The organism is Petrotoga sp. 9T1HF07.CasAA.8.2, from assembly GCF_002895585.1.
Taxonomy (GTDB): domain Bacteria; phylum Thermotogota; class Thermotogae; order Petrotogales; family Petrotogaceae; genus Petrotoga; species Petrotoga mobilis.
In genome coordinates, this window is record NZ_AZRI01000012.1 from 121828 (window position 1) to 139402 (window position 17575).

General features: G+C 33.9%; 17 protein-coding genes and 1 tRNA gene. 13 read left to right on the plus strand and 5 right to left on the minus strand.

Features of this window, described 5'->3' with window-relative positions:
- Positions 1–6 precede the first annotated feature (6 nt).
- Both X925_RS02770 and X925_RS02775 read right to left on the minus strand, forming a co-directional pair.
- A complete protein-coding gene (locus X925_RS02770; protein WP_121514494.1) occupies positions 7–390 on the minus strand; it encodes a RidA family protein in 384 nt (127 codons plus the stop codon).
- A 62-nt stretch (positions 391–452) separates the two neighbouring features.
- The gene (locus X925_RS02775) at positions 453–1838 is read right to left on the minus strand and encodes a tryptophanase (protein ID WP_012208158.1); all 1386 of its coding nucleotides are present in this window, start codon (positions 1836–1838) and stop codon (positions 453–455) included.
- 369 nt (positions 1839–2207) lie between these two features.
- On the opposite strand from X925_RS02775, the gene X925_RS02780 reads away from it, so the two are divergent.
- Genes X925_RS02780 through X925_RS02790 form a run of 3 tightly spaced genes read left to right on the plus strand, consistent with a single transcriptional unit; the run spans position 2208 to position 4952 of the window.
- The gene (locus X925_RS02780) at positions 2208–3119 is read left to right on the plus strand and encodes an RluA family pseudouridine synthase (protein ID WP_121959066.1); all 912 of its coding nucleotides are present in this window, start codon (positions 2208–2210) and stop codon (positions 3117–3119) included.
- Between the two features lie 10 nt (positions 3120–3129).
- Positions 3130–4518 (plus strand): DUF5693 family protein, encoded by a 1389-nt coding sequence (locus X925_RS02785; protein WP_121959067.1) that lies wholly within the window; start codon positions 3130–3132, stop codon positions 4516–4518.
- Entirely contained in the window at positions 4515–4952 is a 438-nt protein-coding gene (locus X925_RS02790; protein ID WP_012208161.1) for a hypothetical protein, read from the plus strand. The genes X925_RS02785 and X925_RS02790 overlap by 4 nt, the downstream gene beginning before the upstream one ends.
- Positions 4953–4990: 38 nt before the next feature.
- Here X925_RS02790 and X925_RS02795 read toward each other — a convergent pair whose 3' ends face one another.
- Positions 4991–6196: a pyridoxal phosphate-dependent aminotransferase gene (locus tag X925_RS02795; RefSeq protein ID WP_103065964.1), complete on the minus strand. Its 1206-nt coding sequence runs from the start codon at positions 6194–6196 to the stop codon at positions 4991–4993.
- 359 nt (positions 6197–6555) lie between these two features.
- On the opposite strand from X925_RS02795, the gene X925_RS02800 reads away from it, so the two are divergent.
- The gene (locus X925_RS02800; RefSeq protein ID WP_199171214.1) at positions 6556–7338 is read left to right on the plus strand and encodes an ECF transporter S component; all 783 of its coding nucleotides are present in this window, start codon (positions 6556–6558) and stop codon (positions 7336–7338) included.
- 53 nt (positions 7339–7391) lie between these two features.
- Here the strand turns inward: X925_RS02800 and X925_RS02805 are convergent, their stop codons facing one another.
- On the minus strand, positions 7392–8006 hold the full coding sequence (locus tag X925_RS02805) for a superoxide dismutase (RefSeq protein ID WP_103065965.1): 615 nt from the start codon (positions 8004–8006) through the stop codon (positions 7392–7394).
- A 187-nt stretch (positions 8007–8193) separates the two neighbouring features.
- Here X925_RS02805 and X925_RS02810 point away from each other — a divergent pair, with 187 nt between their 5' ends.
- The 3 genes from X925_RS02810 to X925_RS02820 all read left to right on the plus strand — a co-directional run bounded on the left by X925_RS02810 (position 8194) and on the right by X925_RS02820 (position 13301).
- Positions 8194–9363, plus strand: coding sequence for a metallophosphoesterase (locus X925_RS02810; RefSeq protein ID WP_103065966.1), 1170 nt, complete (start codon positions 8194–8196; stop codon positions 9361–9363).
- 146 nt (positions 9364–9509) lie between these two features.
- Positions 9510–12170 carry a pyruvate, phosphate dikinase gene (gene ppdK, locus X925_RS02815; RefSeq protein ID WP_103065967.1) on the plus strand — a complete coding sequence of 887 codons (2661 nt, stop codon included), beginning with the start codon at positions 9510–9512 and terminating at the stop codon, positions 12168–12170.
- 183 nt (positions 12171–12353) lie between these two features.
- Entirely contained in the window at positions 12354–13301 is a 948-nt protein-coding gene (locus X925_RS02820; RefSeq protein WP_103065968.1) for a methylenetetrahydrofolate reductase, read from the plus strand.
- A 36-nt stretch (positions 13302–13337) separates the two neighbouring features.
- Here the strand turns inward: X925_RS02820 and X925_RS02825 are convergent.
- Positions 13338–13413: transfer RNA gene (locus X925_RS02825), tRNA-Trp, on the minus strand.
- A gap of 282 nt (positions 13414–13695) precedes the next feature.
- On the opposite strand from X925_RS02825, the gene ffh reads away from it, so the two are divergent.
- Genes ffh through X925_RS02855 form a run of 6 tightly spaced genes read left to right on the plus strand, consistent with a single transcriptional unit; the run spans position 13696 to position 17507 of the window.
- A complete protein-coding gene (gene ffh / locus X925_RS02830) occupies positions 13696–15015 on the plus strand; it encodes a signal recognition particle protein (protein ID WP_103065969.1) in 1320 nt (439 codons plus the stop codon).
- 38 nt (positions 15016–15053) lie between these two features.
- Positions 15054–15389, plus strand: coding sequence for a 30S ribosomal protein S16 (rpsP, locus tag X925_RS02835; RefSeq protein ID WP_103065970.1), 336 nt, complete (start codon positions 15054–15056; stop codon positions 15387–15389).
- Complete coding sequence (locus tag X925_RS02840; RefSeq protein ID WP_103065971.1) at positions 15386–15616, plus strand: KH domain-containing protein; 231 nt, start codon at positions 15386–15388, stop codon at positions 15614–15616. The genes rpsP and X925_RS02840 overlap by 4 nt, the downstream gene beginning before the upstream one ends.
- 5 nt (positions 15617–15621) lie before the next feature.
- Positions 15622–16179, plus strand: coding sequence for a ribosome maturation factor RimM (gene rimM / locus X925_RS02845; RefSeq protein WP_158245387.1), 558 nt, complete (start codon positions 15622–15624; stop codon positions 16177–16179).
- A complete protein-coding gene (trmD, locus tag X925_RS02850) occupies positions 16157–16948 on the plus strand; it encodes a tRNA (guanosine(37)-N1)-methyltransferase TrmD (protein WP_103065973.1) in 792 nt (263 codons plus the stop codon). The genes rimM and trmD overlap by 23 nt, the downstream gene beginning before the upstream one ends.
- Positions 16941–17507 (plus strand): RNA methyltransferase, encoded by a 567-nt coding sequence (locus X925_RS02855; protein WP_103065974.1) that lies wholly within the window; start codon positions 16941–16943, stop codon positions 17505–17507. Before trmD ends, X925_RS02855 begins: the two co-directional genes overlap by 8 nt.
- Positions 17508–17575 lie beyond the last annotated feature (68 nt).

Below are 17575 nucleotides of genomic sequence, written 5' to 3' on the forward strand. Positions count from 1 at the left end.
TATTTGCTATTCAGCGGAGGCAATTGCCTCAATCTCAATTTTGACATCTTTGGGCAGTCGAGCGACTTCCACAGCACTACGGGCGGGATAAGGTTCAGTAAAGAATTCCTGATAAACTTCGTTTATTGCTGCCATTTCATTCATGTCCTGGATAAAAAGGGTGCATTTAACTATTTTATCCATACTTAAACCCGCTTCTTCCAGGACTTTTTTAATGTTTGTTAAAGACTGCCTGGTTTGATCTTTAATATCACCACTTACTAGTTCGCCTTCAGCCGTAAAAGGAATTTGACCACTTGTTATAACCAGATTTCCGATTTTAATAGCCTGAGAATAGGGGCCAATTGCAGAAGGAGCATTTTTTGTCTTGATCGCTATTTTTTTACTCATTTTTTATCAACCTCCTGATGTTGTAAAATTGCTCTCTTTAGAATCTCTTCAATCATGCCACTTTATTCTACTGGTTTTAACCTGCCAGTGAAATGTCTAAGGATTTCTGGTTCATATGTGAATTCTAATCCTTTGAGTGAGTTAGATATATTTTTTACAGCTAATAATCCTTCAGCAACGTAATCAAGGTGAGTGTAAGTGTAGACTCTTCTTGGAATAGCCAATCTTAAAAATTCAAAAGGAGATTCAAGTTGTTCACCCGTCTGAGGATCACGCCCCATCATTAATGATCCAACTTCTACACCACGAACTCCAGACTCTAAATAAAGTGCGTTTGCCAATGCTTGAGCTGGAAATTGGTAATAAGGTATATGAGGAAGCATTTTTTTAGCATCCACAAAAACAGCATGTCCTCCAGTTGGATATTGAATTGGTACTCCACCCTCTTTTAACCTATCTCCCAAGTATTTTACTTGTTTTATTCTATAATCCAAATAATCAAATTGAATTCCTTCTTTTAAACCTCTTGCCATCACTTCCATATCTCGACCGGCTAAACCACCATATGTAGGAAATCCTTCTAAAGGGACAAGAGCTGCTTTTACTTGATTAAACAGGGCTTCATCTTCTTTAATCCCAATTAATCCACCTATATTTACTATGGCGTCTTTTTTTGCACTCATGGTGAACCCATCGGCATAACTGAACATCTCTTTCACTATTTCTTCTATGGATTTTTCAAAATATTCTTTTTCTCTTTGCTTTATAAAATAAGCATTTTCAGCGTAACGAGCTGCATCTAGAAATACACGAATCCCATATTTATTGGCTATTTCACTAACTTGCCTTATATTTTGCATAGAAACAGGTTGTCCACCCGAACTGTTACAAGTTATAGTTATTATGATAAAAGCAATACTATTACTTCCTTTATCTAATATAAAGGATTCCAATTTTTCCAAGTCAAAATTTCCTTTAAAGGGATGATAGGTATCTGTATCAAGAGCCTCTTCTATAACTAAGTCGACAGGTTTACCTTTAGCTAATTCGACGTGTGCCTTAGTTGTATCAAAATGCATGTTACTCAAAACGTATTGACCAGGTTTTTTAATTAAAAGGGGGAATAAAACCTGTTCTGCTCCTCTTCCTTGATGAGTTGGAACAAAATAGTTATGTCCAAAGATTTCTCTACTTGTTTCCCATAAATGGTAGAAACTTTTACTTCCTGCGTAAGATTCATCTCCCAACATCAATCCTGACCATTGATTATCGCTCATTGCGCCAGTACCGCTGTCAGTCAACAAATCAATGTAGACTTCTTCTGATTTCAAGGCAAATAAATTATAACCACCCCTCTTTAAAGCTTCTTCCCTTTCTTTTCTTGAAATTTTTTTGATAGGTTCCACCATCTTAATTTTAAAAGGTTCTGGGTTTGCTTTTATCTCCATTTTTTCTCCTCCTATTCAGTATTTGAAGCTCTTTTTATTAATTTTCTAAAAAACAACAGAATTTTTCACCCCTTTTTAGAAGTTGATTCATTGTGACACCATTTTTATTATGCCGACTCAATTCAACAAAGTCAAGTTATATTAAAATTTTTAAGGTAATACAAAAGATAAGAAAAAAGATTAAATTTTTCAAAAAAATCCCAAAACCAGAAAGAACATTTTATTTTTTTCTAGGGATATAAAATATTCCAAGGTTTTTTCACAAGAAAAACAAAAAGGTGATATAATAAATAAACGAATGAATATTGCGTCAAAAAAGTTTTTCTTTTTTTCGGCAAGGAGGTTAATCTAAGGGAGGCTCATTTAAGGTTGGAAAAAGAAACAACAGTGAACGAAAAAAATTATTATTCTAGGTTAGACACGTTTATAAGAAAAAATTATCCCGAAATAAAATTGGGAGCTATTTATGGTTTGATAAGAAAAGGTTTTGTTAAAGTCAATGAAAAGAGGGTCAAAAAGAACAATTATATCTTAGAAATAGGAGACAACGTTAAAATTATTCTGGATGAAAATAAATTAGAAGAATTATCCAGACCTACTCAACCTTCTTTAAAGGCAAGACCAGTCTCTTTTGACATTATCTATGAAGATAAAGACCTTCTAGTGATAAACAAACCTGCCAAAGTGTCTGTACATCCGGGTTCTAAAGAAGAAATGGCAACGATAATCGAAGGAGTGATGCATTACTCACGAGGTGAATTTGAGCCTCACTTGGTACATCGTTTAGATAAATTAACATCTGGGGTAATGGTTGTGGCAAAAAACAAGCAAACAGCTCGTGAGTTAACACAGTTAATCAAAAGTAGAGAAACAAGGAAATACTACTTAACCTTATTGGTAGGGAATTTAAATAAAAAAAGTGGAGAATTAGTTTCTACAGTTTATGGTAAAACAGCACAGTTAAAATTTAACCTTAAGAAAAAATTCGATTTATTTGGTGAGCTATATTCTTTGGTAGAGATTGAATTATACACAGGCAGAAAACATCAAATAAGAGTTCAATTCGCTGATTTAGGTTTTCCCATCGCTGGGGATGATAATCACGGGGATAAAAAGAAAAACACAATCTTAAGAAAGAATTATGGTTTAAAAAGAATTTTTCTTCATGCGAGTAAGATTTCTTTTGATTATAATAATAAGCATTACGATTTTTATGCACCGCTGAGTGAAGATCTTCAAACTGTATTGGACAAACTGGAGAAAAGCCCAAAGAGGAATTGAGGGATCTAAAATGAACAAAATAAGAAAGCCGATAATTTTTATTACTTTATTTAGCTCTTTGATTTTCTTCTTTTACGCCTTTTATATTGATTATCAAAATTCTAAAAATTATTCTATACTGCCTACAGAAGATCAATTGAATTCTGAACAAAAAAGCGGCTATAATTACTTGGTTTATAACCAATATGCCATATTAAAAGACTTTGAATCTCAAGGCTTCGAAGAAGATCAATCTTTTCTAAGAGAATTAACAAACCAATACGATTGCCTACTAGTTGTCGAGTTTTCTGATTTTGATAAGTATTTTACAGAAATAAAAGATAAAATGAATAAGGACATCCTTAATAATATGAGATATGTACATTACATCAAACCTGGAGAAATAGATAAATTTGATGATCAGATGATAGTTCAAAGATTTCATAGGGCATTGAAAGAGAGAAAGATAAGATACTTTTTGTTCCCCGATCATCCAAGGACCCCAGAGCTAATAAGATTAGTTCAAAAAGATTTAGGAACCCCAGTTACAATCGATTCAGTTAAGTACTTTTCTCCCTCAGTTATCGTGCCATGGATAGGTTTCGGACTCATCACAATGAATTTATTAGTATATATACCCCTTTTTGCTATCTTATATATTTTGGCTTTTTTCTTTTTATACAATTGGTCTTTCACTTTGGCCGCAACTTTGTTTTCAGTCATCATCTTTTTTAGAATTTCTAAAAATAACCTCCTAAAAATAATTGGCTATGCTTTATTATTTGGAGTTTTAGTGTATATGAGCGCTTACAACTCTTTATTTATCTTCAAGCTTAACAACGTTAGAGGGATCAAAATTCTACTTTTAGTTTTGCCTTTGTTAGTACTGTTGAAAGCGTTTATGGATTTTACCGGTTTTAGATTTAGCAAATTTAATATCGCGGAATCTTTTAAGAAGGTTAAAGAGTTTAAATTTAACAAGTCGGATATTTTATTACTTATTTTTGTCGCATTTGCTGGAATTATATACATAGTAAGAAGTTCAAACTGGGCTTTTGTTACAAATTTTGAAAGAAGAGTTAGGGATGCGTTAGAAAGAGCGCTTATAGCAAGGCCGCGAACAAAAGAACTTATTTCGTACTTGTTTTATTATACAACTCCTCTTTCAGGGAGAAGTTTTATATGGGACTTTTTTAAGGCTTTACTACCGGTATCGATACTTGACACTTTTTTACATATACACACACCGTTGAACTTGAGTGTCTTACGAACGCTCAACGGTTTTTTAGTTTCTCTTTTACTTTTGTTAGTTATAATATTAATAGAAAACTTGTATAGAAAGTTTACATATTCAGCTCATGCACCGCAAGAAGAAAATATTAGCCAAGAAAATTCAACCGCCGAGGAGGGGATAGAATGAATAACTTGAAAGTTTTTTTAAGAAGCATAGCAATTATTGGAAGTATCGTGGTAGCGGGACTTTCTGTCTACTTGTTTTATCTTGAAAGTGTCAATCAAAGACTTTTCGAGTATTTTAATTTTTCGGATTTTTTAAACTTTCTTTTTATAGGTTTATTTGTCGGATTGGTAGGAGGTTTAATATTTTTTTATTTTCTGTTTCTATTTAACAAAAAATACGGTATGACATTTTCGATCATACTACTTAGTGTGCTTTCTGCTTTGTCTATTGTTGTATACTCTTCAATGATTTTAAGCGTTATTTTTATTGCCAACCTTATTGGATTATCTTTGGCAATATATTTCACAAGGCAAAAGCCGGAAAACAAAAAGTACGTTAAACCTTCATCGCCCAAAACTGCCAAAGAACAAACTGACAAAAATTCAGAAAATTAATTCAAAGGCGCCGTATATTGAAACGGCGCCTATTGATATCATTTAACTTTTATTTTTCTCTCATTGTAAACGGTCACAGCTTCTTTTAGGATATTACAAGCCTTTCTTAACTCTTCGCTGTTTAATACATAAGCGATCCTTATTTCTTGCTTGCCAGCACCTGGTGTAGCATAAAAGCCTGACAACGGTGAAACCATTACAGTTTCTCCATTCACATCGAAGTCTGTAAGCATCCACTTAATGAACTCCTCAGAATCATCGATCGGTAGTTTAACGGAGAGATAAAATGAACCATGGGGTTTCTTACAAACGGCTCCTTCGATCTTTTTTATCTCTTCGTATGCAGCGTCCCTTCTTTTTTGGTACTCTAATGCAACACCTTGATAATAATCTTTCCCCAAATCCTTTAGTAACCCTAAAACACCAAATTGAGCCAACAAAGGTGGAGATAATCGAGATTGAGCAAATTTCATAACTTGCTCTAAAAGTTTTTTGTTTTTTGTAGCAAAAACTCCAATTCTTGCGCCACAAGCACTGTATCTTTTTGACACACTGTCTATCAAGATGAATCTGTCTTTGTCTTCAAAATCCATGACGGATACATGCTTAGTTCCATCAAAAGTGAATTCTTTATATACCTCATCTGATATTACAAATATGTCTTTTTCTTTTGCAAAGTCAACGATTCTTTTTACTTCTTCGTAACTGTACACAGCTCCTGTCGGGTTTGAAGGATTTGAAAAGATTATTGCCTTAACGTTTTCGTTGTAAGCCTTTTCGAATTCTTCTATACTTGGAACAGCGTAGCCGGTTTCCGGATCCGATTTCACTGGGCAAAGTTTTACATTTAGCATCTCTGCAAAACCTTTATAATTAGCATAAAAAGGCTCTATAACCATTACTTCATCTCCTGGATCTGCAACAGATGCCAAAGCGAAAATTGCTGCCTCGCTTCCACCTGTAGTGACGATCAACTCTTGGGAGTCAAAGTCTATATCCCACAACTTATAATAATCGGAAAAAGCCCCACGTAACTCTAATAGCCCTGCAGAATGACTGTAATAAATTACTTTGGATGAGTACTTTTTTATCCCTTCGAAGAATGCTTTAGGTGTTTCAATATCAGGTTGCCCTATGTTTAAAAGGTAAACTTTTTTACCTTCTTCCTTTGCCCTTTCTGCATATGGAACTAATTTTCTAATAGGAGAAAATTGTGTATTTAAAACTCTTTGAGATATTTTCATATCTTGCCCTCCTCATTCTCATTTTTATTATCTCTTCTGAGACTTGCTCCCCTTTGCCCCGCTCCCCACCCCGTTTCGTTCCCCATTCCGTAGGGATAAAGTATAAATTTATTTTCTAACAGTTCTTATTATAATTTAAATAAACTAAAAAGTCAAAGGACGCCAGAGCTGATTATAAGTGAATATAGCTTTTTACAGGCAATTATTCAAGCAATGAAAAAAAATTCATAGAAAATATTTTCTCATTAACGAAAGATATATTTGAACTGTTGTATTCAAAGAGTGGATGTTGTATAATTAAGTGAAAAATACAGCTTTTAGTTTATTATTGGATTTCTACTTAGAGGGAGGAATTTATATTGAAAACGAAAGATGTTGCAATTTCTGGTATAATGATTGCCTTAGTTTTTGTTTTAACCTTTGCGATAAAAGTTCCTGTCCCGTTCACAAGGGGCTACGTACATTTGGGAGACAGCATGATATTCATTTCAGCAATTTTGTTTGGCAGGAGGGTTGGAGCTTTAGCCGGAGGATTAGGTTCGGCTTTGGCGGATTTGGTTGGAGGTTATGCTTATTGGGCTATACCTACTTTAATTATAAAGTCCGTTATGGGGGCTTTAGTCGGTTGGATTTCCGATAGTTATAGAAACAAATATTCTGGCAAAAAAGAACTTACAATTTTTCTCTCAAGTATAGGTATATGGTTGGCTTTTTCTTTAACTCTTTCCTTATTCTTAAAAAACTTGATAGAGAATTTAGCTACTTCTCCTTTCACTAACAATTTAATGAATGAATTGGGATATGAAAATATAGAAGAGTTAGAAAATTTTTTATTAAACGCTAGGGGATTAATCAACATTATTCTTTTAGCAATACCAATAGCCATAATACTAATTTCGTTGTTTCTTAGGGGGAAGGATTCAAAAATCTTCAGATTAGGTAATTTGATGGGAAGTATGATAGCCGGTCTATGGATGGTTATAGGATACTTTTTTACAGGTAGAATTATAGTTGGTAATTGGGTGATGCCGATTTTTGAGGTACCTTGGAATGTTTTACAATTCACCGTAGGAATTCTCGTTGCATACATAGTGCTATTCGGTCTACAAAAGACAAAACTTTTTGAAAACTCCCAAAAGTAAAATAAGTAATCTCGGTTGCATAAGCAACCGAGATCTTTTTATTCTACTATTATTTATTTTAGCAACATTTCATACCTTTTAGTAACTTCTTCCCAATTAACTATGTTCCACCAAGCTTGTATGTATTCCGGTCTCCTATTTTGATATTTTAAATAATAGGCGTGTTCCCAAACATCTAAGCCTAACAAAGGTTTTAAACTGTATGTAATAGGATTATCTTGATTCGGTGTGGATAGAATCGAAAGATGCCCGTAGTTATCTAATACTAACCAAGCCCATCCGCTCCCAAATCTTGTTGCTGCAGCATTTGAAAATTCCTCTTTAAATTTGTCGAAACTTCCGAAAGTCTTATCAATACTTTCAGCTAACTTTCCAGAAGGTTCGCCACCACCGTTGGGTCCCATTATTGTCCAAAATATGGAATGATTGTAATGTCCGCCTCCGTTATTCCTTACTGTTGTTCTAATATCTGCTGGTATATTGTCTAAATCCTTGAGAATGTCTTCTATACTTTTGCTTGCCCATTCAGGATATTTTTCTAAGGCAGCATTTAAATTTTTAACGTAACCTCCATGATGCTTAGTGTGGTGAATCTCCATTGTTGTAGCATCTATGTAAGGTTCTAGAGCATCGTAGGGATAACTCAATTTTGGTAATTCAAAAGCCATTATTACACCTCCATAATTTGATTTAAATGCCGATAATTTTTATCGTAATTAAATTATACCACACATTTTGTTATTATGCAAGTCGAATTTGAGGTTCATATATTTTTAATAAATCTTATAAAAAGAGGAAAATGTTTGTGTTATAATTACCTTCGGAATTTCGAAAAAATCTGCTGGAGGAAACCAAATGAAGGTTTTTCTGAGTGATTTGCACATCGGTTTAGGTAATGAATCAGATGACTTTATATACGATGACAGACTAATCAAGTTACTACGTGATCTTGATGATGAAAACAATGAGTTATATATCGTTGGAGATTTTTTCGAGTTATCTAACTTAATCAATGATGGTCTCATGATGGATACAGCTTCTGAATATGCAGAAAAATTTGATCCGTCTTTAATAGATACAATATTCGCTAGCCATGAAAAGATGATCGAAGAGCTCCGAAAATTTTCAAAAAAACATAACATTTATTATATCGCAGGTAACCACGATTACTATGTTCTTTTGAATCAAAAAATAAACGAAAAAATCAAAGAAGCATTCGAGAATTGTGAAATTTTACCCTATTATTATGATCCAAACTTAAGATTATTTGTTATACATGGTAATCAGTTCGATATAGTCAATCGATTGAGCAAAGATAAAGATGGAAACCTTATTCCGCCATTTGCAGAGTACATGAACAAATACATGAATTATAATTTTGGAAAAGTCGCCGGGAAAATTCTACCTGCTGAGCTTTTTTCAGATTATCAAAATATTTATCCTCAGTTGGATGTTTTCAAGTGGTTGGATATCGTAAAAGAAAAATATGATCTTAATTACAATTTAAAAAACAAATGGATCGAAACCTTCACACAACTAATTAAAACTCCTCAGGTAAAGAAATGGATGAAAATCAATTTTCCGGGTGTAAATATTCTATCCAATATATTCGTGAATAACTTAGGGGGCATGAAATTAGGTGAAGCTATAGTTAGGGCAGGAATGTTCTTTAGAAGTATGAGAAATTCGAATTCTCTTTTAATGAAAGCAGAAGAACTTTTAAATGATAAATTCTATATACCGAAAGAATATCTTATTGGGTTTTATGATCAGGATATCTCTTTTGCTAAGGGAGAAATACAGGGAATAGTTATGGGCCATAACCATAGAGCGTCCTTTAATATCATAAAAAACGGAGGCTTAAAAGAAGTTTATATTAATACTGGAACATGGAAATTCATGGTAAATAGAAATTTTGGAATAAATAGAAATGAGTTCGTCAAAAAAAAATTAATTTCCTATCTATTGATAGACGACTCGAATAAATCTATGAATTTTAAATTAGTTAGGGAAGAAGCATTTTAAATTATTAAAATTGTATGTTAAATTTTACCCAAATGAGAAATAGAAAAAAAGTAATTAGAATATAATTAAATAAAGTGTGATGATTTAATCACATTGGTTTTTTTGTAATTATAATTTTTTCATAAAAATAGCTAGGAGGGAAACAGATGGGAAAAAAGTACGTATACGTGTGGAATAAAAACCGAGTAGAAGGTAACTCGAAAATGAAAGACATTCTTGGTGGAAAAGGTGCTAACTTAGCAGAAATGGCATCTTTAGGTTTGCCAGTACCTCCAGGTTTCACTATTTCAACGGAAGTATGTAAATATTATTGGGATAATGGCAGAAAATTCCCAGAAGATCTTAAATCGGTTGTTGAAGAAGCCATGAGGGAGCTTGAAAACGTTACGGGTAAAAAATTCGGTGACAACGCAAATCCTCTCTTGGTTTCAGTCAGATCAGGTGCTGCTGTTTCTATGCCTGGAATGATGGATACTATATTGAATTTAGGTCTTAACGATGAATCAGTAGAGGGATTAGCCAAGCTAACTAACAACGAAAGATTTGCTTGGGATTCTTATAGAAGATTTATCCAAATGTTTGGTGATGTTGCACTGGGTATCGCCCATGAAAAATTTGAAGAAGCCCTTAATGAAGTCAAAAAAGAAAAAGGCGTAAAACAAGATTTGGAATTAGATGCGAACGATCTTAAAAAAGTTGTTGAATTATACAAAAAACTGTACAAAGAAGAGGGAAAAGAGTTCCCACAAGATCCTATGAAACAGCTTTGGATTGCTATTGAAGCAGTTTTCGGAAGTTGGAACAATCCAAGGGCTATAAAGTATAGACAAATTAATGAAATGGACAAACAAGGGCTTTTAGGAACCGCTGTGAACGTAGTTGCTATGGTTTTTGGTAACATGGGAGAAGATAGCGGTACAGGTGTGGCTTTCACAAGAAATCCAAACACTGGTGAAAAGAAATATTACGGTGAATTTCTAACCAATGCACAAGGCGAAGATGTCGTTGCTGGTATAAGAACTCCAAAAAGTTTGGATGAGTTAAAGAGTATCAATCCTAAAACATATAACCAGTTACTTGAGGTTATGGATAAATTGGAGAAACATTTTAGAGATATGCAAGACATAGAATTTACAGTTGAAAAAGGGCAATTATATATGCTTCAAACAAGAAGCGGAAAAAGAACTGCTGCTGCGGCTGTTAAAATTGCGGTAGATATGGTAAAAGAAGGTCTCATAAGCAAACAAGAAGCAGTGATGAGAGTTAAGCCCGCAGATATAGAAAAATTACTACATCCTATTTTCGATTCTGAAGAATTAAAAAATGCCCAATACATTGGGAAAGGATTACCCGCATCTCCTGGTGCTGCAACTGGAAAGATTGTTTTTAGCGCAGACGATGCTGAAAAGCTGGCAAAAGATGGTGAAAAAGTAATTCTCGCTAGACCCGAAACATCCCCCGAAGATGTTGGCGGTATGAACGTTGCAGAAGGAATATTAACATCACGTGGAGGCATGACTTCTCATGCTGCCGTAGTTGCCAGAGGAATGGGTAAGACAGCTGTTGTTGGAGCAGAAGATATAGTCATCGATTTAAAAAATAAAGTTATAAAATCTAATGGAGTTGAATTAAAGGAAGGCGATTGGATTTCCATCGATGGAAACGAAGGAAAAGTTTACGCTGGAAAAATCAAAACAGTTAGACCCGAAGGATTAGCAGGGGATATTTCAGTATTGCTTGAGTACGCAGATGAGGTTTCAGTTTTAGGGGTCAGAGCAAACGCAGATATCCCAAGAGATGCAAAAGTTGCAAGGGAGTTCGGAGCTCAAGGAATTGGACTTTGTAGGACAGAACACATGTTCTTTGGACCAGAAAGAATAAACAAGATGAGAACTATGATCGTCTCAAAAACAGAAGAACAAAGAAAAGCAGCTTTAGAACAACTGTTACCATTTCAAAGATCAGACTTCAAAGGATTATTTGAAGAGATGGAAGGATTTTCTGTTACAATAAGGCTTTTGGATCCACCTCTTCATGAATTTGTTCCAGAGAATGATGAACAAATAAAAGAAGTAGCAAAAATGATTGGAATCAGTGAAGAAGAATTAAGAAGTACAGTTAAAGATCTAGAAGAATTTAACCCAATGATGGGTCACAGAGGTGTGAGATTAGCTATCACTTACCCAGAAATAGCAGAAATGCAAACAAAAGCAATAATTTTAGCCGCTATAGATATGATAAAAGAAGGTAAAAAGGTACAACCAGAAATAATGATCCCATTGGTTGGAAACGTAAAAGAGCTCACCATCCTTAAAGAATCTGTCAAAAGGATAGCTGACGAATTAATAAAAGAAAACAACGTAGACTTAGAATACAAAATCGGAACAATGATCGAAGTCCCCAGGGCCTGTGTTGTTGCTGATCAAATTGGTGCTGAGGCTGATTTCTTCAGCTTTGGAACCAACGATCTTACACAACTTGGCTTAGGTTTTTCAAGAGATGATTATGGAAAATTCATTGGAGATTACATTGAAAAAGGTATCTACGAAAAAGACCCATTCCAACAAATCGATAGAGAAGGCGTTGGAAGATTAATAAAACTTGCTTTGGACGGTGGAAGATCAACAAACCCAAAATTGAAGGTAGGAATTTGTGGTGAACACGGTGGAGACCCCGATTCTATTGAGTTTGCACACTTGGTAGGGTTGGATTATGTAAGCTGTTCTCCATACAGAGTACCAGTCGCTAGATTAGCAGCTGCACAAGCAGCGGTAAATTATAAAAGAGGCAAAACAGTTAATTATTAATCAACAGGTAAGAAATTCAGAAACAATCAGAGTTTTAAAAATAAGATATTGATCTTATTATAGTTACAGGGTGGAGACCTCTCCACCCTTTTTGTTATTTAGCCCATTAACTGTTGACTATTTTTTGCTAGTATGTTAAAATTGAAAAAATGTTTTATTATATCTTTTCCGGGGTGATCCATAATGAAGATAGTAGATTTGATTAAACAATCAAACAAACCTGTTCTTTCCTTTGAAATTATCCCACCTAATGTTGGAGAAAGTATTGATTCAATATTTAATGTTGTGGATAATTTAATCGAATTTTATCCTAAATTTATCAATGTCACTAAGCATGCCAACGAAATAGAATATGTTGAAGAAAATGGGAAGATCATGAAAATCATCCAAAAGAAGAGGCCTGGGACCGTCGGGGTAAGTGCTTCAATAAAACATAGATATAATATCGAAGTTGTTCCTCACTTAATATGTACAGGCTTTAACAAATATCAACTAGAAGACATTCTAATAGACCTAAACTATCTAAGGATAGAAAACATATTCGTCGTAAGAGGAGATAAGAAAAGGTATACATGGAAAGAAACCGATGAATACGAACATGCAAGTCAATTAGTTGAGCAAATAGCAAATATGAACAGAGGAATATACACGTTCCCAACAAAAGAACATAATTCTACAAATTTCTGCGTGGGCGTTGCAGGATACCCAGAAAAACATTTTGAATCCCCAAACTTTGAAAAAGATTTGGACTATTTGAAATTAAAGGTCGATATGGGGGCAACATTCATAATAACTCAGATGTTTTTTGACATCGAGTATTACAAAAACTTCGTTAATAAAGTTCGAGATCTCGGCATAGAAGTGCCAATAATTGCAGGCATCAAACCGTTGGGAAGCAAAAAAACACTATACAACATCCCTAAAACTTTTCATGTTAATATACCTAAATCCATTGTGGAAGAGTTTGAAGACGCAAAATCATCTCAAGATGAATATATTATAGGAGTAAGGCACGCAATAAAACTAATTGAGCAACTTTTAGAACTGGGAGTTCCAGGAGTACATCTTTTTACGATGGGGAAAGGAAAGATAGTAAAAGACGTTTTAAGTGCATTTAAGGGAATTTTTTAGAATTTCGATGGGTGGGGAGCAAAGGAGAAATAAAAATGGCACGCCCGGAGGGAATCGAACCCCCAACCTGCGGTTTTGGAGACCGCCGCTCTGCCAGTTGAGCTACAGGCGTATTGCTACAATATTATAACATAAAAGTAGAGATCTATCAAGCATTTTTTTCTTTAAATTAGAGTGAATTGATTTGTTAACAATAATGTGATAAGCTTATGAATAGAGAAATACAACGCGTATTTTAAAATAAGTGTTCTTCTATTTATATTATAAAAAATTTAATGTAATAGTAACTTTAAATTATACCTCGTCTTCTACTTTTTTCATACTTTTTACCAAATTTCTTTCTTTTTATAGTATACTAAGGAAGGATTATTTTAAGTCATGGGGTGAGCAAATAATGTTTGAAAACTTACAAAAAAAGCTGACAGGAGTCTTCAAGAACCTATCGGGTAAAGGAAAATTATCCGAAAAAAATATAAAAGATGCTGTTAGAGAAGTGAAACTTTCTCTCTTGGAAGCAGACGTTCACTATAAAGTGGTAAAAGAACTGATTGACAGAGTCAAAGAAGAAGCAATTGGATCTAAGGTTCTCGAAAGTTTAACCCCTGATCAAGAATTTATCAGAATAGTTAGAGACGATTTAATAGAATTGATGGGTGGTAAAGAAAACAATAAAATTACCATTTCTCGTAATCCAGGTTTTATAATGCTTACGGGTTTGCAAGGAAGCGGTAAAACAACAACCGCCGCTAAGTTAGCAAATTTTTATAAGAAAAAAGAAAAAAACCCTTTGTTAGTTGCTGCCGATACTTACAGACCAGCGGCTATCGATCAACTTGTACAGTTGGGTGAGGATATTGGCATTCCCGTTTTTACTGGTGACAGAGTAAACGCTTTGAAAATTGTAGAAGAAAGTAAAAAATATGCAGAAAAGCTTTTGCATGATATTGTTATTGTAGATACCGCAGGGCGTTTACACATCGATGAAAAGATGATGGAAGAGCTAGAAAATATAAAAAAATTAATCAATCCTGATGAAATTTTGATGGTTGTCGATTCAATGGTTGGTCAAGATGCAGTTAATTCAGCAAAAGAATTTAACGATAAATTGGATCTTTCTGGTTTTGTTGTTTCAAAACTCGACGGTGATTCTCGAGGCGGGGTCATCATCTCTATTAGGTACATAACTGGAAAACCCGTCAAATTAGTTGGTGTTGGTGAGAAGATAGATGATTTGGAAGAGTTTTACCCAGATAGATATGTTGGAAGAATTTTGGGAATGGGAGACGTACTTTCTTTCATAGAAAAAGTAGAACAAGATATAGATAAAAAGAAAGCAGAAGAAGATGCCGAAAGGTTTATGGATGGAAAGTTTGATTTAAAAGACTTTCTCGAGCAAATTCGACAAATAAGAAAATTAGGGCCTCTAAGTAGTCTTTTAGAAATGGTTCCCGGTGTCCCAAAGGAGCAAGTAGATGTAACAAAAGGTGAGCAAGAATTAAAAAAATTCGAGGCAATAATAAATTCAATGACCCCTAAGGAACGTAAAAACCCAGGAATACTTACTTATTCAAGAAAACAGCGGATAGCCAAGGGAAGTGGGACAACTCTGCAAGATATTAACAGACTATTGAAATCATACGATCAACTGAAAAAAACTATGAAGCAAATGAAGAAACTAAAGGGCAGAAAACTAATGAACAATCTACCGTTTTGAAATACCAATAATAATTAAAAATATATGGAGGTGTATTAATGGTAAAAATCAGATTGAACAGGATGGGAAGGAGACATCAACCGTTTTACAGAATAGTTATCGTAGACTCAAGAAACAAAAGGAGCGGAAAATATATAGAATCAATAGGATACTATGATCCTCTAAATAACTCAAACCAGTACAAAGTCGATGAAGACAAGGCTTTAGATTGGCTTTTAAAAGGTGCTCAACCCACAGACACAGCAAGAAGAATTCTTAGAAAAATGGGTGTTATGAAAAGATATGATGAAATAAAATTTCGATCCAGAAAAGAAAAGGACGTCAAAGAATATAATGAAATTGTTGAACCAGAAGGAGAAGAATTGAAAGAATGAAAAATCTGCTTTTAGACATTTTGAACAACATTGTTAAACATCCCGATGAGATAAAGATAGTAGAGTCCACTGAGGAACAAAATGTAATATTTGAAATATACGCAAATTCTGAAGATGTAGGTCAAATAATTGGAAAAGACGGCAGGACTATTAAATCCATAAATATTCTTTTAAACGCAGCAAAAAAAGACCCTGAAAAGAAATTTATTTTAAAAGTAATCAGGTGAGTGAATTGAACAGTTTATCCAATCTTTTGGACAACAAAATCTCTGTGGCAAAAATTGTTAATAGCCATGGAGTGCACGGAGAAGTAAAAATAGTACCTTTTACCAACGTAAAAGATGTGATAACGAACTTAGAAGAAGTTCTTTTATACAACACCTCAACCAGAAATTTCTTCTTTAGTAAGGTACTACAAGTTAAACCATTAAATAAATTTTTTGTATTGAACTTACGTGGAATAAAGGACATGGACGAAGCTAAAAAAATGATAGGGTATGAAGTTTTTATCGATAAGAAAGATCTTCCTTCTCTTAATAGTGAGGAATATTACTGGTATGAGATTTTAGATTCTGAGGTGTACTATGAAGATGGGGAATACGTTGGAAAAGTAGAAGAAATAATTCAAACAGGTGCAAACGACGTTATTTCTATAAAAAACCTTGAAGATGATAAAGAAGTTCTCATACCAATGACAGATCATTACATTGTTGAGTTAAAAAAAGAGGATAAAAGTATTATAGTAAAAAAGATAGAGTGGTACGAAAATGGAACAAATCAAGCGGATTAAAATTCGTGTTTTGACTATTTTCCCCGGTATGTTTGATATAATAAGAAACTATGGAGTAATCAAAAAAGCTATAGAAAAAAAATTAGTTGAAATAGATATACTCAATTTAAGAGATTACACAACCGATAAACACAAAGTAACTGATAAACCTGGTTACGGTGGAGAAAATGGAATGGTTATGCTGGCAGAACCTTTTTATCGTTTTTACGATGAATACATACTATCTAAGAACCACAAACCTTATGTAGTTTTACCTTCTCCCCAAGGCGAAGTATTTAATAACGATTTAGCTTTTGAGTTAGCAAAAAAAGAGGAATTAGTTTTTTTCTGTGGAAGATACGAAGGAATAGATGAAAGGGTTAGAAAGATCGTTGACAAAGAAGTTTCAATAGGAGATTATGTTTTAACCGGCGGTGAAATCCCTACCATGGTTATTATTGAAACTCTTTTAAGATTTTTGCCCGGAGTAATAGGTTCAAAAACAAGCGTGGAAAACGATTCCTTTTACAATGGGCTTTTAGATTATTCACACTACACCAAACCTCAGAATTTTAGAGGGATGCAAGTGCCGGAAATTCTGTTAAGTGGGGATCATGAACGTATTAGAATCTTTAGAAAAAAAGACAGTTTGTTAAAAACGATATTGAAGAGGCCAGATCTATTTATAAAGAAAGAATTAGATGAAGAAGAAAAAAAGATTTTAGTAGAGATTATTCAAGAAATGTTTAACAAAAACCCTGATAATTTTAAGGAGTCCAAAGATGTTTGATAAACTATATGTGGCCTTAATTCACTATCCTATTCTAAAAAAAGACGGAAGTATTGTTTCAACAGCCGTTACAAATTTTGATGTTCACGATATTTCAAGAACCTGTAAAACTTATAATGTTAAAAACTATTTCTTAGTTACTAACTTGCCTGCTCAACGAAAGATTGTAGAAAAAGTTTTAGATTACTGGCTCAACGGATATGGAGGAGAATTTAATCCCAACAGAAAAGAAGCGCTTGAAATATTTAAAATAAAAAATTACCTGGAGGACGTTATCGAAGAAATAGAAAAAAATGAAGGAGAACGACCAAAGATAGTTTTCACTTCTGCTAAAGCAAGAAATAATGTAGTTTCTTTCGAGGAACTAAAGAATAAGATAAAAAATTCTGACCATCCCTTTTTAATTCTTTTTGGAACCGGTTGGGGAATGCCAGAAGAGATTAGAGAAATTTGTGATTACGATTTAGAACCTATTAGAGCTAATGGAGAGTTCAATCATCTTTCTGTGAGAGCAGCGGTTGCTATAACGCTTGATAGATTAATAGGTGAAATTGTTTGATTTCTAGACTCTTCTGTTGTAGAGAATGTGGTTTTGCAGCTTTGTGCAAAATGTTTCTTTAAAATGCT

Coding starts and splice junctions, on each gene's coding strand:
- X925_RS02770 (WP_121514494.1), bottom strand. CDS start 390: ATGAGTAAAAAAATAGCGATCAAGACAAAAAATGCTCCTTCTGCAATT.
- X925_RS02775 (WP_012208158.1), bottom strand. CDS start 1,838: ATGGAGATAAAAGCAAACCCAGAACCTTTTAAAATTAAGATGGTGGAA.
- X925_RS02785 (WP_121959067.1), top strand. CDS start 3,130: ATGAACAAAATAAGAAAGCCGATAATTTTTATTACTTTATTTAGCTCT.
- X925_RS02790 (WP_012208161.1), top strand. CDS start 4,515: ATGAATAACTTGAAAGTTTTTTTAAGAAGCATAGCAATTATTGGAAGT.
- X925_RS02795 (WP_103065964.1), bottom strand. CDS start 6,196: ATGAAAATATCTCAAAGAGTTTTAAATACACAATTTTCTCCTATTAGA.
- X925_RS02805 (WP_103065965.1), bottom strand. CDS start 8,006: ATGGCTTTTGAATTACCAAAATTGAGTTATCCCTACGATGCTCTAGAA.
- X925_RS02810 (WP_103065966.1), top strand. CDS start 8,194: ATGAAGGTTTTTCTGAGTGATTTGCACATCGGTTTAGGTAATGAATCA.
- ppdK (WP_103065967.1), top strand. CDS start 9,510: ATGGGAAAAAAGTACGTATACGTGTGGAATAAAAACCGAGTAGAAGGT.
- X925_RS02820 (WP_103065968.1), top strand. CDS start 12,354: ATGAAGATAGTAGATTTGATTAAACAATCAAACAAACCTGTTCTTTCC.
- ffh (WP_103065969.1), top strand. CDS start 13,696: ATGTTTGAAAACTTACAAAAAAAGCTGACAGGAGTCTTCAAGAACCTA.
- rpsP (WP_103065970.1), top strand. CDS start 15,054: ATGGTAAAAATCAGATTGAACAGGATGGGAAGGAGACATCAACCGTTT.
- X925_RS02840 (WP_103065971.1), top strand. CDS start 15,386: ATGAAAAATCTGCTTTTAGACATTTTGAACAACATTGTTAAACATCCC.
- trmD (WP_103065973.1), top strand. CDS start 16,157: ATGGAACAAATCAAGCGGATTAAAATTCGTGTTTTGACTATTTTCCCC.
- X925_RS02855 (WP_103065974.1), top strand. CDS start 16,941: ATGTTTGATAAACTATATGTGGCCTTAATTCACTATCCTATTCTAAAA.